At 53.3% G+C, this 15504-nt stretch carries 14 protein-coding genes; 7 read left to right on the top strand and 7 right to left on the bottom strand.

Features of this window, described 5'->3' with window-relative positions:
- Positions 1-79 precede the first annotated feature (79 nt).
- From E8F06_RS18115 to E8F06_RS18105, 3 genes are all read right to left on the bottom strand, one after another.
- Complete coding sequence (locus E8F06_RS18115) at positions 80-388, bottom strand: hypothetical protein (protein ID WP_280369764.1); 309 nt, start codon at positions 386-388, stop codon at positions 80-82.
- A 95-nt stretch (positions 389-483) separates the two neighbouring features.
- Positions 484-945 (bottom strand): hypothetical protein, encoded by a 462-nt coding sequence (locus E8F06_RS18110; RefSeq protein ID WP_280369762.1) that lies wholly within the window; start codon positions 943-945, stop codon positions 484-486.
- Positions 942-1904 carry a hypothetical protein gene (locus E8F06_RS18105; protein WP_280369760.1) on the bottom strand — a complete coding sequence of 321 codons (963 nt, stop codon included), beginning with the start codon at positions 1902-1904 and terminating at the stop codon, positions 942-944. Before E8F06_RS18105 ends, E8F06_RS18110 begins: the two co-directional genes overlap by 4 nt.
- A 135-nt stretch (positions 1905-2039) precedes the next feature.
- Between E8F06_RS18105 and E8F06_RS18100 the strand changes: the two genes are divergently transcribed.
- On the top strand, positions 2040-2393 hold the full coding sequence (locus tag E8F06_RS18100) for a hypothetical protein (protein WP_280369758.1): 354 nt from the start codon (positions 2040-2042) through the stop codon (positions 2391-2393).
- Positions 2394-2834: 441 nt separating this feature from the next.
- Entirely contained in the window at positions 2835-5162 is a 2328-nt protein-coding gene (locus E8F06_RS18095) for a P-loop NTPase fold protein (RefSeq protein WP_280369756.1), read from the top strand.
- Between the two features lie 79 nt (positions 5163-5241).
- Here E8F06_RS18095 and E8F06_RS18090 read toward each other — a convergent pair whose 3' ends face one another.
- Genes E8F06_RS18090 through E8F06_RS18080 form a run of 3 tightly spaced genes read right to left on the bottom strand, consistent with a single transcriptional unit; the run spans position 5242 to position 9559 of the window.
- Positions 5242-6588 carry a transposase gene (locus tag E8F06_RS18090; protein WP_280369754.1) on the bottom strand — a complete coding sequence of 449 codons (1347 nt, stop codon included), beginning with the start codon at positions 6586-6588 and terminating at the stop codon, positions 5242-5244.
- On the bottom strand, positions 6585-8600 hold the full coding sequence (locus E8F06_RS18085; protein ID WP_280369752.1) for a transposase: 2016 nt from the start codon (positions 8598-8600) through the stop codon (positions 6585-6587). The genes E8F06_RS18090 and E8F06_RS18085 overlap by 4 nt, the downstream gene beginning before the upstream one ends.
- Positions 8597-9559, bottom strand: a complete 963-nt coding sequence (locus E8F06_RS18080) for a hypothetical protein (protein ID WP_280369751.1) — start codon at positions 9557-9559, stop codon at positions 8597-8599. The genes E8F06_RS18085 and E8F06_RS18080 overlap by 4 nt, the downstream gene beginning before the upstream one ends.
- 787 nt (positions 9560-10346) lie before the next feature.
- Here E8F06_RS18080 and E8F06_RS18075 point away from each other — a divergent pair.
- The 4 genes from E8F06_RS18075 (at position 10347) to E8F06_RS18060 (ending at position 13744) form a co-directional block, all read left to right on the top strand.
- Entirely contained in the window at positions 10347-11978 is a 1632-nt protein-coding gene (locus E8F06_RS18075) for a TnsD family Tn7-like transposition protein (protein WP_280369749.1), read from the top strand.
- 64 nt (positions 11979-12042) lie between these two features.
- Complete coding sequence (locus E8F06_RS18070) at positions 12043-13020, top strand: DUF2971 domain-containing protein (RefSeq protein WP_280369747.1); 978 nt, start codon at positions 12043-12045, stop codon at positions 13018-13020.
- A gap of 87 nt (positions 13021-13107) precedes the next feature.
- On the top strand, positions 13108-13461 hold the full coding sequence (locus tag E8F06_RS18065; protein ID WP_280369745.1) for a histone-like nucleoid-structuring protein, MvaT/MvaU family: 354 nt from the start codon (positions 13108-13110) through the stop codon (positions 13459-13461).
- A gap of 58 nt (positions 13462-13519) precedes the next feature.
- Positions 13520-13744: a hypothetical protein gene (locus tag E8F06_RS18060; protein ID WP_280369743.1), complete on the top strand. Its 225-nt coding sequence runs from the start codon at positions 13520-13522 to the stop codon at positions 13742-13744.
- A gap of 47 nt (positions 13745-13791) precedes the next feature.
- On the opposite strand, the gene E8F06_RS18055 is transcribed toward E8F06_RS18060, so the two are convergent.
- Positions 13792-14205, bottom strand: a complete 414-nt coding sequence (locus E8F06_RS18055; RefSeq protein ID WP_280369741.1) for an inositol monophosphatase family protein — start codon at positions 14203-14205, stop codon at positions 13792-13794.
- 130 nt (positions 14206-14335) lie between these two features.
- On the opposite strand from E8F06_RS18055, the gene E8F06_RS18050 reads away from it, so the two are divergent.
- A protein-coding gene (locus E8F06_RS18050; RefSeq protein WP_280363247.1) for an IS3 family transposase occupies positions 14336-15486 on the top strand; the annotation gives its coding sequence in 2 pieces (ribosomal slippage) (positions 14336-14579 and positions 14579-15486; 1152 coding nt in all).
- The last annotated feature ends 18 nt before the right edge of the window (positions 15487-15504 follow it).

Here is a 15504-nt window from a genome sequence, read left to right as displayed (position 1 = left end):
GCATTCAGACGCTCGCCTATCTGGATCGCCATGGGTCTGCGAATTGGAGAGGCACCTACAACTGTGACCAACATCGAGATCAGGAGTTGCCGCCGTCTTTGAACAGATCATCGCGAGCAACGCGCCCAAAATCGCTGAGGTCTTGGTCCTCATCACTGAACATGAAGTTCACCATGCGCTCACGTCTGAGGCCTGAAAGCGTCCCGAAAAAACAGGGCTCGCACAGATGGACTTCATAGCGCTCGCCGTCATGGGTCGAGCCATACCCCCAACTGGCGCGAAGAGTGCCAAATTGCAATCCATACCCTTCAACACGCGTGCTAGCACCACAAACGTCGCACAGGACATCACTGACCGATTCGGCCTGTTCCATAGCTGTGATCTTCATCGAGAACCTCCCACCAGGGTACATGTGCACCTTCGCTTGTCTGGCACACGATACTCCTTCAGGAGCTTTGCTCGGCTCGGTTAGCCGCCGCCACACTATGGCCGAAGACAGCGCAGTGTCGCTATCGACTTGAACTGCGCGATCCCTAGCGAGAAACGTTCGTTTCTAGCCTTGGACCCAGGCCGATTGAGTCGCTCCACAACAGAGGCCCGGGGAGACTCATAGATGGCAAGTGCTTCAAACTCAAAGTCCAGCAGTACGAGCATCACGGAGTCGAATTCTTTGGTTATGTATATGGCGCCGAGTCGCCCCTTGGCCTCCCGAAGCGATGAGACACAGCGACCTTTGATCTGAACCCTCCACGTTGCGCCTTCACGAACTTCGGTGGCGTCATAGCCCGCATGGCGTGCCTCTGTAAGGTCCAGGCCCAACAGGCGGGCAACTTCAAACTCGGCCACTTCGCCGGTTATGCCCAGGGGCTTCTTAGTTAGCGCTCGGTAGCGCTGCGCCAGGATCTTTGCCTGGCCAAGCAGCTCCATGATTTCGGGACGGCTCACTGATTCGCCTCCCATGCCAGCGGCGGGCCGATGTAGGAGCCGCACAGCAACATGCGGTCAAAGGAATAGACGTGGGCATGCGGGCTATTGCCACAACGCCCCACCAGCGGGTAGCGGTGATCTGGCGTGCCGGGCCGGAGCTCAACAGCCCCTCCACACAGCGAACACTCGGCCTGGAAGCGAACCAGCCGTGTCCATTGCCCATCTTCTTGCCGATGCATTTCTAACTCGCACGGATCTTCCATCAAGCCAATGACCCAGGCGGGTGCCTTCACCACACGGTCGTCGATCAATTGGAAAAAGGGACGATACACCTGCCGCCATACCCCCCAGGAAACGACGAACAGCAAGGCCAGGCTGACGATCTGCTTCAACTCGATCGTGGCGGTGCCATACACCAGTGCCAGCAAGAGCAGTATCGGTACCACCCCCGTGACCAGTGCCCCGAGTAGGACGAAGCCCAGCAAGAACACCAAGCCGCGCCAACTGCGGTTCTTGAGCTCCTTATTGAGGAAGGGACGGACGAGAAAAAACGGTTTGATGCCGTTGATTGACGAACGGACGTAACGGATCGACACGAAAGCAGCCGCTTCTGCGTTTGCTGGCGCGACATCTTCCTCACCTGCGGACGTCACCAACTGAAGACGATAGGTACCCGTGTTGCCGCGTCCGCCACGATTCATGAGGAGCAATTCGACCCGTTCGGAATGGGCCGCCAACACCCGCTGCAGCTGAGTGATGTGCGGCACCCAGGTTTTGGGATTAGCCTCAGAGGCTTTGCTGGTGGGCAGGCACCCGTAAACAATCTGCCGGCGTTCGAAATCAGCACACTCCAGGCCACGCCGAAGCGCATCCAGCGTCTCGCTGACCAGATGGGCGACGACGTCCGCCGCCTTGCCAGAGGATGGCGCCGCCTCCAGTCCCTTTTTGACGGCTTCCAGTTCAGTCAGTAAATCCAAGGCTCGAACCTCCCTTTCTAGCACCATTGAAGGCCACAGAATAACGGCTGATAACCGTATTGCCCCCCTTTATGACTCCTTTCCGTGCAACGGTCGCAGCAGATTGAAGGCCCTGACCTTCGACCGGAGTCAATCATGAACGACCAAAATCGGCTGGACGAACCACCGCAAAAACCGCGCTTTGATGCCTTTATGGAGTTGCAGCCCGCAGAGCTTTGGCACCAACAGTTGCGCATCCTTAGCGAGGTTATCGACGTGCGACAGCAACCGAGCGGATCAGTATTCGTTCACTACGCCGGTAGCCACATGATCATTCAGACATTGATGACGGCCCTCTGCGGGATTTATCGAGGCCATGCAGAGCGTGAAGCGGGGCGCTGGTATTTCCATGCGCAACTTCAGCCCAATCTGCGCATTGCCTTGCTGGCGCTCCAGGACGAAGCGCCTAGCCAAATTTTGAAAGACATACGGCGGTCTATTGGCGCTTGACCTCAAAGGCACGGCGACTACGAAATCGATGTCTGGTAACGCGCTACAGCTCAACTTCCCTAGGGTGAAGAATGGCATCGATTCCCACTATGGCAGCCAGGAGCTTCTCCCTGAGCAGGAGTACACGATACTCCTTCAGGTGCCTTGCTCGGTGGCGTTACGCCTTCCCGCGAATACGACCCTGCTGTGCTCCCGGCCGTCCTCATGCATGCGTTTGACACGGCGTACCTGCCGGTTCTCAAGGGGATCGGCTAGGATGCCGTGATCACTTCGGGTGTAGCGCGGTTGGACTATGTGTCGAAACGTTAAAGGGAAAAAAGCTGCGGAAAGTCGCGGAGGATTTCTTGCGAGAGCCACGCTGCCTCTACCATTAAGCAGCAATGCGACGCTGACACCCCACTGCGTCGATAGGCTCGACGCCTCGCATGGAGGCTCCGCACAGTGACCGAACCTTGGAAACGTTTGAAGCAGTGGTTCCGCAATCAAGCAAAGTCGGGTGAAGATTCCCTGACACACCCGCTGGGGGAAATCGGATCAGAGTCCCCAATCCGCACGAAAGCCGAAGACCGGCTTCGAAGAGCAGGTTATGCAGACCGCATAGCCGGCGTACTCTCCGAACTCAGCCCTCGCGAAGGCCGTGTGTTTGCAATTCGAGGAGGCTGGGGCTTTGGCAAATCTTCACTCAAATATCTGGTGATCGAGCAGCTCAATGCCAAGAGCGACGACGTCCATTGGGTCGATTTCAACCCTTGGCAGTGGGGCGACGGCAATGCCATCACCCGCGCCCTATTTGGCCAGATAGCTGATCGATTGGGCGGCGACCATTCCCAGGAAGCAATCGAACGAGCTGAAGCCTTGCGGCGCTACGGCGCGATCCTTTCGGGGGCCAGCGCACCGCTCAAAACAGCCGGCGGAGCAAGCCAGAAGATCTCAGCGATACTGACGAACGCGTCGGTAATTTCCGTTGCCTCAGCCATAGGCTTCAACCTCCCTAAAGCTGCAACTCTAGCTGCCGTTCTCGCCGGCTTGTCCCTTGCGACATCCCTGCTCGGGCGCTTGCTAAAGCATCTTGGACGCGACCGTAGCGGCGAATCGATCGACCAAATACGGAAAGCGCTGGAGGACCGCCTGCGTAACCTGAAACGACCTCTAATCGTTTTCGTGGACGACATTGATAGACTCGAACCTGAACAAATTCGGGTTCTCCTGCGACAGGTAAAGGCTAACGCCAACCTGCCCAATATTGTCTTCGTACTGCTGTTCCAGCCCAGCATCGTGGAGCGAGCGCTTGATCCGGTTGCGGATGGCAACGGGCGCGCCTTCCTTGAAAAGATTGTCCAGGCTAATTTCGACCTCCCCGCTGTTCCAACATATATGGTGCATCAGATCTTCGGGGAACAACTGTCCCAATTGGCAAGGCACTTCGCCTCCGAGCAGAACGATTTCTCAGATGTTCGTTGGGGGAATGGATTGATAGGCTGCATCCAACCTCGATTGCGAAACATGCGAGATGCCCACCGATTGCTTTCGTCGATCGCGCTGCACCTGCCTCTGCATGCCTCCGGTGATCTGTTCGAAGTGAATTTAGTGGATTTCCTAATTCTGGAAACGCTACGCGTGTTCGAGCCAGATCTGCACGAAGCTCTGTTCAGAGAGAAGTCGTTGATCCTGCAAGAACTTCGCTATCGGAGCGAAGGCCGTAGGGCGGAGGTACAGGCGGCCGCCAAGAGACTCCTAGAGATCGTTCCCGATGACCGCCGCGAGCTCGCCCAGGACACGATCAAAATGCTGTTTCCTCCCCTTGAATGGGCGCTGGGAGGCCCAGAGTACGACGACGGTTATCGTCTCCAATGGTTAGCAGCCAAGCAGGTATGCACGCCCCGCTTCTTCCCGCGTTATTTCGAATTGCAGACCGCACTCGGTGAAGTCTCAGAACGTCGCTTCGTCGAGTTCCTCGACGCAGCATCGACAGACGAAAACCTTGCAGCCTCGATCGCCGAATTCGAGGCAGACGGTTTGCTACCCTCACTCGTTGCGAGGTTGGACGAGTCGGCTGACCGCCTCCCGGTTGAGAAGGCAGCGGTACTGCTGCCGGGGATGTTCATCGTGGCGCAGAAATTCGTGCGATTCGGTGGCGACCCTTTCAGTTCCCCTTGGGTTTCTGGATGGCGAGCGACTTTGAGGTACTTGAAGGCAATCCCCGAGGATAAGCGAGGCAGCCTGGCAATAGAGGCGCTGCGCGCGACAAAAGCGCTTTCCGTTGCTGCGATGCTGATTCATCTGAACGATCCAGCAGATCATAAAGACAGAGAGGCAGTTAACTTCAACCCCGCACTCGATCTCGCTACGGTCGAGGCGATGAAGGCCATCTGGCTGCATTTGATTAGGAGTCGCGCTGCGGACAAACTCGCTCTAATTGCCGAACCTGACCTCATTCACCTGCTTTATCGATGGAAGCACTTTGCAGGATCTCTAGAGGAGCCTCGAAGATGGATGCGGGGCGCCATCAGTACTGATGAAGGGTTTGCCGATATAGCTAAAAGCACGATGAGTGTTGGCACAAGCCATACGGCAGGTGATCGAGTCACTAAAGTGCATAACATGTTCAGTAGAGAGGCATTCGAGGATTTCATCGGTCTGGACGTGGCAAAGGCGAGATGCGAGGCAATTAATCCAGCAGATTTCCCGGATCACGAGCTACCTCTCACTACTCTTCGTAACCAGGTTACTGCTTGGCTCGAAAACAAAGGTAATCCTATCTATGTGTGACCCTTCCCGAGTAGACGGCCGGACCAGCATCGCCGCCAAAGGGAGCAGAAGGAGGGATTTGCAGCATCCAGGCGTTCGTCTATTTGGGGCGTCGGGGACCGGGCGGCTTGGGCTCAAGCAATTTATTGAAGGCATCGACCAAGTCAGACTTTGTTGCCTTGGGCACAGGTTTCCGCCTTGTGGGAGCAAGCGAACCCTCGTTCGACGCTGGCGGATCAGCACTTATCTGCGCCAAGGTAGAACGTTCCATCTCACTCAGTGAAGAGAGGAACACCTTATTAGCGACACGATTGTCCCGATCGGCCTTAGCGAAGCTGACGACATTGGATTTCTGCTGGACTGGTAATTCAAAGGGGCATCTCAGATCCAATCGACCACTACTGGCTCTGCTTTCAATTGCCTGTCGCTGCAATTCCTCGACATCCCTCCGATTCACCGAATATGCCGCTGAACGATAAGCTCGATAGATGTCGTCTACATCGATGCTTTGGCGGCCGACCATACGAGACTCAAGGAAGGCGATCTTTAGCAATTGAACCGCTAATCGCTTAATCCCAAAGGTGGATCGGTAAACCTCCTCTACCAAGGTATCTTCTGAGGAAGATAAATAACCATTGCTGACCCTCATGCATTCACGGATGTAGCCGCGCCAATCTTCACTATCAGGCGAATCGGGCAACATGATCCTGGGCTCAACCAAGAGGCGCTGCTTATCCTCGCTGTTCCGACGCAACAGCCGATGTACAAGGCTGTAGTTTGAGACATACACCATAGGCGGTCCGATCGCAGCCATGGTCAGGAGTATATCTGTCACTCTAGATACACCATTACCGGTGTTGATGTGTTGCGTTTCCTCCAGCATTAGAAGTGCTACACCATCCCTATTTGCCCGCCTTCGGCACTCAACGAGAAGCTTCCCCACCGTATGTCTACCTTTGGATGATTCTTCACCAATGAAGTCAGCCAAAAGTTGCTTCCCACCGGCTTTTCCTCGCGCACTGACGTACCAATGCGAAAGCAACCTATGCACACCTTCGAAATGGTCCAAGGCAAGATCCACAGGACCAGGCAGGATCTTTCTCAGAGCGTTGATGGTTTGACTCTTGCCAACCCCTGCCAGACCAGTAAGGCAGATTGGGGCAACCTCACCGTCTGGCGGATTGTACACACGAGATAGGTAGCTCTTTTCAGAATCGTATATTTCTCGACAATACAAGTTAGCTCGACCAACCATCTCTTTTATGAGGTCGATCGAAAACTTATTTGGTAGATAGATTTCCTTTAAAGAATTTCCAAACTTCTCAGCACCAACAGAAGACTCCAATACTTCTAGGTCGGTTACCGGATTTGGCCTAACGGTGACAATCTTACGAATTCTGTTCTCATCAGATAAGCCATCAAATCGAGTCGTAATCACATCAATCATGATTTCTTACCAACATATCGGAGGTAATCTGCCTCATCACGTTGTGAAGCAGCATTCTTAACCGCCGGTCCAACTTTCTCCCGGCCGCTGTTCCAATCCTTTCCAGTATTCTCTCGGAATCGATCCGTATAATATTGATCGACCGCTCGTCTTTCCTCTCTGTGCAAGGCAAGCGCTTCCAGCCTTTTCTCATTAATCTTTATCAGGTCTTGAAGGCAGATGTCTGAACTCCCGGGACGCGCACTTGCTTTACCGACTACGTTCAGCTGATACAGCCTACCTTCAAGCTCGACCCAAATGTGTCGCACGCACATAGTTATTGCATAGGCAGTAACCTCAATATGGCCATCTCGTGCGACCCGATCGAATACTCCCGTACCCATGATCTCAATAGAGCGATATTTTCTCCCATAAAAATAAACTGCATCTTTTTTTATTGACGCAGGGTGCGGAGTTAGGAAGCGTCTTACTGCCTCATCAAAGTTCATATCAATCGCGCTTGTTCTTCCTTTCTCATCATAATATTTCCATATATTGAGCGGCGTAGGTGTGAAGCCGAGGAAGTACAAATCTTCGTCCATCCGATCGCTAGCATCGGATGACATGTTGTCTTTCAACACCTGAAATATTTCGCGTTTAGCCATTTCCACAAAATTTAGTCCGCTATGGAAATGCGTTGGCTGATCCAGATTTTTCTTCTTCTTCGGGTGTGACGATTCCACTGTTGCCTTAGATTGACCAGAATATGTAGGTGGCAACTCAAAAGTACCGAGCCAAGTAATCTCGGGCTTACATGGAAATCCTGCCGCAGGACCCCGATCAACAACAATGTTGTCTGATAGCCCCACGCACGGCCATTCGCTTTGTTCGATCTTTATACCAAACAACTCCCCAAACAGCTTTTTGTTAATAGCCATTGAAAAGAGGCACATTTTATAGGCCTCCATAGTTTCTTTACCATGGGAAAACCCTATACCAACCACCGCACCCGATAAACCGCACACGGCACGCACCACACAGAATCCATCAACTATGCTTCCCTCTGTGATACCGCTCAGTTTTTCAACCAAGTTATAGCCGTCAAATTCAACTCGCTGTACAAGATTGAATAGATGCTCTGCGAAGCTGCCTTCTGCCCCAGCTTTTGCTTTATATTTATATTGACCTTTACGCGCACGTTCGCGTTCAGCTCTCTTATCTTCAGTAAGCTTTTCTATCCAATAGACATATTGGGGGAATGAGGGATATGGTTTCCCGTCAGGATGAATAAAAGAGTGACAACCTTTATCCATAATGGAAATACAACCGAATTCATTGGTTATAACTTCGTTGTAGATCTCATTTTCGGTTTTGCTGGGAGAGCGATATTTTATGTACCCATCTAGAATCACTGGCTTCATCGCAGAAGTCACAGAGAATCCGTGATTCTTGCCCCACTTAGAAGGTCTGCCAAATTTCGTGATGTCGGCCTTTTCTTCTCTATCCCATTTACCAATGTTATGGAACGCTGGGCGCAAAACCCATTTATCAAATCCAAATACGATGTATGCGTAGAACCAGAACCTAACTCGTTGCGCATTTTGTCCCGGTTTTTGCGTCTTAGCATGGGCATTGATGATGGCGTCTGGGTTCTCAGCGGATAATATTTCTTTGCGCCGAATCACAAGTTCAGCAATTGCCAGGTACCTGCTATCAACCATCTCAAGGTAGGTCTTTTTCTTACTAACTCTTCGGCGCTCTAACTCGGATATTGAAATCCCCTGAAGAGGCTCTAGCCATGGCGGATAGTTTTCACTTCCCTTTTCCTCGATTAATTTACCGGCTTCAAGAGCTTCCTCGAACTCGACCCTTGAGACAGTTAGCAAATACGCTTGAACGCCTGATTTACTGTTGCCGAACTGGATAAACCTTACCCTATTATTAATCGAGTCGCTTAAAAGAAAGTAATAGACCATTCCTTTCTTCAGCCCACGAAATCCTTCTGGCGCAATGATCCGAGAACCGATGATCATGTGGGACTCTCTTCAAAAAGATGACCATATACGTCCAGAACGTCGCGACTTTGAATTTCGAGTGGATGGTCGATGAGTATCGGAGTGAAAAGGTCGACCAGTAATTTTCTTTCCCATATATCCTTATAAATTTGCGAGAGAAACTGGTTCCTATTCCCCCAGCGTTTCCCATATCTAATAGCAACGAGAGCTACAGGATCTCCGGCTCGGACAGCCTCCGCTATTTCGTAACTGAAATCTTTCAAGATTGCTGGGTCTATATCCAACGTAAAGTTGTGCTTGCCATACAGAAAATCAAGATTCGCTCTAACATTGGAATCCAAAGCATCTAAGGAGACACGTACTGTTCTTATGCCTGCATCTTGATAATAGATTTCCTCTAAAAGTTGCCGTAGGTGTTCATGCTCTTGATCTAGTCTTTGCTGGCCTGGCGTTTTTAGTTCGTTCCTACGGCGCTCGGAGAAGTCCTCCGCAGATTTTTTTACAGTCCAATTGACCGCGTATGGCTTTCCTGTGGTATCAGCCATATAAAGGAGCAGGTCACCGACATAGATACACGGAACCCTATGACGTTCTCCGTCATCCTCCTCAATAATAATTTCGTGGTGCTTAAATCCAATTCGCTCTGCGACATCTAGCGTTCCTCCAAGAGGCGCAAGATCCATTCCAATAGCCAATGGATGCCCGTACAGAGGGTGCACTTTCGGAACGGGAGAGAGCATTTTTTGTTCATGAAGATCGAACAAATTTTTATTATATAAAGCTAGCTCCGCATAAATTCTTTCTGGAGTTGATAGAAGATGTACTGTGCGCTGTAGCTTCCGACTATTTAACCGAGTAGCTCTCGACTTCTTCGGAGCTTCTCGCGTTGTCGCCAAAATGCACGGAATGTACTCATCACCCCATTCAAACGTGCCTTGCCTGCTCTGAATTCGCTTGAACATCTCTTGAGATGCCATTTTTGCTTTCCATTCTCAACAGCCTTTCTCGCGCCCAGCGCACATCTCTGAACGGGCTATGTCAGAACGTTCAGCAATGGAACTTGCGGGCGTAAGGAAGCCTCGCTCTTCGCGATAATTAGTTTATGAGGGATGAGCGGAGCCCGTGCGGGGCTTGACGCCCCCCACAATGGAATAGAGAATGGAATTGTCAGGAGTCCAAAAATCTGACAATTCCTCAGAGGCTCAAGGGTGCAACCTTGGGCCTCTGTTCTATCCGGCTCCTAGCATTAGCTGGCCGTCATATCGTCTCCTCAGTATCGACACACAAGGCTTTCGGCATTCGCCGCACCTTTTCTTGGGCCGCTAGGCCGCCCGCATGGTTTTCCGACCGCATTAGAGCGCGTTCAGAGGTGCACCGATCCCGATTCGGTCCGGCGCCTTCTCGCGGGGCAGTAACCAGCCCCCTCGGGTCCACGAGGAACCATTTCCCGGTATGCCGGGGCGACCTAGTCCACAGCAAAGCGAATAATCGTACCGTCATGAAATCCACTTTGACAACAGTAAAAAAGTTCGAAAAGTGCGCCTTCGGAGGCGCGCCCAGCGCTTTTTCCTGTGGATAACAGAGATTTACGCCTGTGCATATCCATTGCGCCAGAATTAACAACTTAATCAACCAATTGCTCGTTCTGACCATGTGGCCATTAGACATAGCTATTAGCTAACCCATCCGATATAGCCATTCGACTCTACGGTTAGTTTGGCTACGACTAAAATCTATTTGCTTAGTACAACTCTGCTCTTGTCTATGCACACGCCAAGTTTTTTAGATGGCTCTTTCTCGTTGCACTGGTTAAGCGACGAAACATTTTTCAGCCTTTGCAGTCGGTACCACTTGTTTGCCGGAAACCTTCTAGCGTCTACTACATGTGAGACCTTGTTCAACGCCACTGATCATGGGACGAAGCACGATTTCCCATGCAATCTCAATGCGTTTGAAAGGAACACCTCTTCTCGGTGGGGTAGCGCTGACTCAATAATCTGTAATCACACTATTCTTCCATTCTTTGCTCCTTTTCAGTCTACCGAGACTATGCGGCGAGCAGTCTCTCTTATGAAAGGCTCGCAGCTTGGATCAATGAAGTACCAATTGGGGTTAGTTGCAGGAAGGTTTGGGGCCGAGCATCCCCTGAAAGCATGCTCCGAGTGCATGACTGATGACATGGCTAACTATGGCACTGCCTATTGGCACCTTAAACACCAGTACCCGGGCGTAATTCTTTGCCCGACACATCATCAGTTTCTGCGAGAGTGCAATCAGAAGCGTCGCTGGGCAGGTCGCTTCTCCTGGACCTTGCCCTGTGAGGAAGTTCTATATCCGCCCTACACAAGCGAAATTGATTCGACCCTTCGCTCTGAGCTCTTGCAGTTGGCAGATGGTGCTATTCAGCTAGCCGAAATCGGATTCAGCAGGACGTTTCAGCGGAATCTTGTGCGCCAGGTATACAGCCTCGAACTGAGCAAGCCTGATCATGCCCACCAAGCCCACTGGGAATCGGGGAATCCCGCTGCCTTTCTCCTGGAATATTCAGAGCGGTTGCGCCCGTTCCGCCCGCTGAACAACCTCCCAAGCAGTCCACCAGGCGCAAGGTCTTTTATTCAGCAGCTCGTTCGTAGTCCGCGCGGCTACTGCCATCCCCTACGACACGTGGTGATGATTACCTGGCTCTTTGGTGACTTTAGTTACTTCCTCAAAGTGTATGACGAAGCAGAAAGCCAGGAACGGCAGAAAGAAATTCATAGCCACCGTACCGCCCCAGCCGTTACGTCGTTATCCACCTCACATGCCGAACCAATTGCAAAAGGGCGGCTACGGCCTAAGGTCCTGAAGGCAGATGTCCGGTCCGACATATTGGAGCGCCTTGCCGCTGGGGCTTCCAAGGCAGAGCTTTGTACCAGCTTCGCGATCACCCGCTCGACGATCAACAAGCTGCTTCGCGCCGAACCCGCCATCAAGGCTGCATGGGTTAAGTCGCAGGGTAGGCAAGCGCAGCTTCAACGTCGCAAGGCCTGGCTCGACTTGATAGACCAATCACCTCACGACTGTGCGAAGGCCATCCGCGCTCGTGCCCCGGATATCTATGCATGGTTGTACCGGAACGACAGGGCCTGGCTTTTCGCTCAAACTGCCTCTCTGCCAACGGGTCGGCATGGCAATCACTCCAGCGTCGACTGGTCCGTCCGAGATCGCGACTTGGAGAACCTGATTCGCGCTTCGCTGTTCGCAGCGTACGGCACAGACCAGGGGGTCAGCCTCACCCGATCACAACTCTACTCACTGATACCGTGCCTTCCTGCCTGCTTGGAAAAGAGAAGCCGCTATCCCAATACCCGCTTATTACTCCATGAGATTGAGGCCAAGGCGTCGAGTAGCAAATAAGCCACGCTGTACACTGCCTCAGCATCATCCCGGGCAGTCACCAACGAACCGCAAGGAGAAGCGAATGGTGAAAGCAGTACGCACGCCATCCAAGCTGTACAAGTACCGAACCTTCAGTACCCAAACCCTCGATCTGTTGGTCACCGACCAGGTCTATTTTGCAGATCCGACAAAGTTCAATGACCCGCTTGATACGCGTCCGTACGTCCGCCCCGATGCATCGGCTGAGGTGCTACAAGAAGCTCTTCAACAGCTCATCGAGCGGCGCATGGAATCTGAGCTGAAGACTGCTGCTGAGGCCATCCATTATCGCGGTCCCAAAACCCAATCGCGTATTTCCGAACTCAGTCGTGTACAAGCCCAAAACTCGATTCGTGATATCGCGTATCTGGCGTCCGATCCAGAGTACGCCGGACACGAGGAAGAAGTGGAGCTCGACATGCTTGCGTATCGGCTTCAAGAGGAGCTGCTACGTCGATACGACAAAGGCATTCTTTCACTGGCAGGGCGATTCGACTGCCCCCTTATGTGGAGTCACTACGGTGATCAGCACAACGGTATCTGCATTGGGTATTCCGTTCCGGACGAGCAGGCGGTTCAGCTGCATCAGGTGATCTACGGCGGTAGCCGCGTGATTGAAGCCAGCCGAGTCGCAGCAATGCTCAGTGGTGAACCACAAGCGCAGAATGATGTGGATTCGGCAGTGCTGCTACGAAAGGCCAAGGATTGGAAGTACGAAAAGGAGTGGCGCGTCATTGGCCCGAAGGGATTGGCTGAGAACCCCTTCGTGCTTGCAGACATTACGTTTGGGTTGCGATGCAGCGGCGCTGTGAAATATGCGGTTATGTCCGCTTTCCAGGACCGAGTAGACCCCGTTAAGTTTTATGAGATTCGGGAAGAATCATCATCGTTCAATCTCAAACGCCGTCAGCTAACGGGGCGCGAATTCGAGAATTATTACCCCAAGTCTGCGCAGCGAAACCGAGCAATCTTCCACATGCTAGAGCCTTTAGTGGGTGAGGACGAAATCCTCGAAACCTGACTGCGCTGTGAGTGCTAGGCATCAAGAAATGTCCAGTGCCTTGCTATAGTCGCCACCTCTTATCCTCGAAAGCGAGCCCCTGACCAAATGACTAGACTTGCCGAATACAGACGCCTTGAAGCGGAACTTGCCGCGCAGCTGCAACAGCTCGACGCTATGAAGAATGACGGTCACCTAAAGCGCGAAATCCAGTTCGAACAAGAGCTGCGGTCGCTGATGGCTGAGTACAGCATGAATTTGCGCCACATCATCCAGATTTTGGACCCTACACCCACAAGCGTCGCCCCGGAGACGGGCCGTAAGCATCGCCCGCGCCAGGTCAAAATCTACAAGAATCCACATACTGGCGAAGTGGTTGAGACCAAGGGTGGCAATCACCGCGTGCTGGGGGCCTGGAAAGAGCAGTACGGCTCAAAGGAAGTAGATTCCTGGCTTCAGTAATATTCCCAGCCGGCAATAAGTGAGCCCGTGACGGGCTCACTGATGAAAGGAAGCAGCGATGTCGAAGGTGATCCGCTACACCCTGAACGGGCAAGAACAAGTTTCGGTCATGAACGGGAGCGTTCCTAGTGATCCAGTTGCCCTGAAGGTTCTGGTTGCGAACTACCTAGCCGCTCCAGATGCTGATCGCGAGAAATTGGGTCCAGACGCGACTGTGGAAGAGTTGGTTGATTCCCGACTCAAGGCGGCCGGTGTTACTGAGTTCGAAATACTCGATCGCTAACGACTGAGATGGCCTGACTTCTGGAGAGGCCCATCCCCGAGGGCCAGCTAGCGAAACACCGGCACCCAGTCTCGCTTTGCGAGATCGTAGCAAGCCGCAGGCGCCCCGCCGAAGCAGCGCTGCGATACCAGGGCGAGACTCGCCTCGTTGCTGTAGATAACCGCCAATTCCGTCTTCCTTGTGGCGGCCGTACTCACCATTACCCTACTGCCGGCGTCCAAGGTGCATTGATCGAGCCGGCTCGAAACAGGCTGTCCATTGCGAACGACGGCACTCATTCCTTCGGCCCACGCAATGCAATCAGCACCCCGATCCACAGTAAGGGGGGCATAAACAACGCCGAGCACAGGAACGGTATTTCGCAGCAGCCCCACCGAGACAGCTGAACCTACCCGCCCTGCCAAAAAGTCCGCAGTGCCATCGTTGGGATCAACGACCCAACAGAACTCCTGCCCGCTCAACCGGTGGGACCTTGCTATTGGGGTAAGGTCATGTGTTTCCTCAGCTCCCGGTGGCGGAGCAAATGCCTTGAATCGCCCCTAGTTTCGTAGACACCTCCAAGCCTCATAATGAGGCCCGTTAGGAGGTGCCATGAGCAACCAGCGTTACCCCGAAGAATTCAAAATCGAAGCGGTCAAGCAAGTGACCGAGCGCGGCCTCCCCGTAGCCGAGGTGGCAGCGCGGTTAGGCATGTCGGTGCACAGCCTGTATGCCTGGATCAAGCGCTACGGCAAGCCCCAGGCGCAGCGGCAGCAAGAAGATGATCAGCAGGCCGAACTGCGTCGTCTACGCGCCGAACTCAAGCGAGTGACCGAAGAGCGAGACATCCTAAAAAAGGCCGCCGCGTACTTTGCCAAGGAGTCCGGCTGAAGTACGCCTTCATCAGCAAGCTGTCGGTGGAGTACCCGGTACGGCGTCTCTGCCAGACCCTGAAAGTGCATCCCAGCGGTTACTACGCCTGGCTGGCCGAGCCGAAATCCGTACGCGCCAAGGAAGATCAGCGCCTGCTCGGGTTGATCAAACATGCCTGGCTGGAAAGCGGTGGGGTCTACGGCTATCGCAAGATTCACGACGACCTGCGTGAGCTGGGAGAGTCCTGTGGCCGGCACCGCGTGGCTCGCCTGATGCGGGGAGAAGGGCTGCGCTCGCAGACCGGCTATCGTCGGCGCCCCGGCTATTACGGCGGCCGGCCAACGGTAGCTTCGCCCAATCGCCTGGAGCGGCAGTTCAACGTCAGTGAACCGAACAAGGTCTGGGTCACCGACATCACCTACATCCGCACCTATGAGGGTTGGTTGTATTTGGCGGTGGTGCTGGATCTGTTTTCACGCCAGGTGATCGGCTGGTCGATGAAGCCACGGATGTGCAGCGACCTGGCCATCGATGCCCTGTTGATGGCGGTCTGGCGGCGCAAGCCCAAGCAGGAAGTGATGATCCACTCCGACCAGGGCAGCCAGTTCAGCAGCTCGGATTGGCAGAGTTTCCTCAAGGCCAACAACCTGATCAGCAGCATGAGCCGACGCGGCAACTGCCACGACAACGCGGTAGCGGAAAGCTTTTTTCAGTTGCTGAAACGGGAACGCATCCGACGGAAGACCTACGGCACCCGCGAAGAAGCTCGGAGTGATGTGTTCGATTACATCGAGATGTTTTATAACCCCAAACGCCGGCACAGCAGCGCTATGCAGCTATCGCCAGTGGAGTTTGAAAAGCGCTATTTCCAGAGCTTGGAGAGTGTCTAGGAAAGCCGGGGCGATTCA

Source organism: Pseudomonas sp. BN411 (genome assembly GCF_029871235.1).
GTDB lineage: Bacteria > Pseudomonadota > Gammaproteobacteria > Pseudomonadales > Pseudomonadaceae > Metapseudomonas.
This window is presented reverse-complemented; position numbering and strand designations above follow the sequence as displayed.

Excerpts from the sequence above, each read along its gene's own strand:
- E8F06_RS18060 (WP_280369743.1), top strand. The coding sequence starts at position 13,520 with ATGTCGAAGGTGATCCGCTACACCCTGAACGGGCAAGAACAAGTTTCG.
- E8F06_RS18070 (WP_280369747.1), top strand. The coding sequence starts at position 12,043 with ATGGTGAAAGCAGTACGCACGCCATCCAAGCTGTACAAGTACCGAACC.
- E8F06_RS18100 (WP_280369758.1), top strand. The coding sequence starts at position 2,040 with ATGAACGACCAAAATCGGCTGGACGAACCACCGCAAAAACCGCGCTTT.
- E8F06_RS18075 (WP_280369749.1), top strand. The coding sequence starts at position 10,347 with ATGCACACGCCAAGTTTTTTAGATGGCTCTTTCTCGTTGCACTGGTTA.
- E8F06_RS18115 (WP_280369764.1), bottom strand. The coding sequence starts at position 388 with ATGAAGATCACAGCTATGGAACAGGCCGAATCGGTCAGTGATGTCCTG.
- E8F06_RS18080 (WP_280369751.1), bottom strand. The coding sequence starts at position 9,559 with ATGGCATCTCAAGAGATGTTCAAGCGAATTCAGAGCAGGCAAGGCACG.
- E8F06_RS18090 (WP_280369754.1), bottom strand. The coding sequence starts at position 6,588 with ATGATTGATGTGATTACGACTCGATTTGATGGCTTATCTGATGAGAAC.
- E8F06_RS18085 (WP_280369752.1), bottom strand. The coding sequence starts at position 8,600 with ATGATCATCGGTTCTCGGATCATTGCGCCAGAAGGATTTCGTGGGCTG.
- E8F06_RS18065 (WP_280369745.1), top strand. The coding sequence starts at position 13,108 with ATGACTAGACTTGCCGAATACAGACGCCTTGAAGCGGAACTTGCCGCG.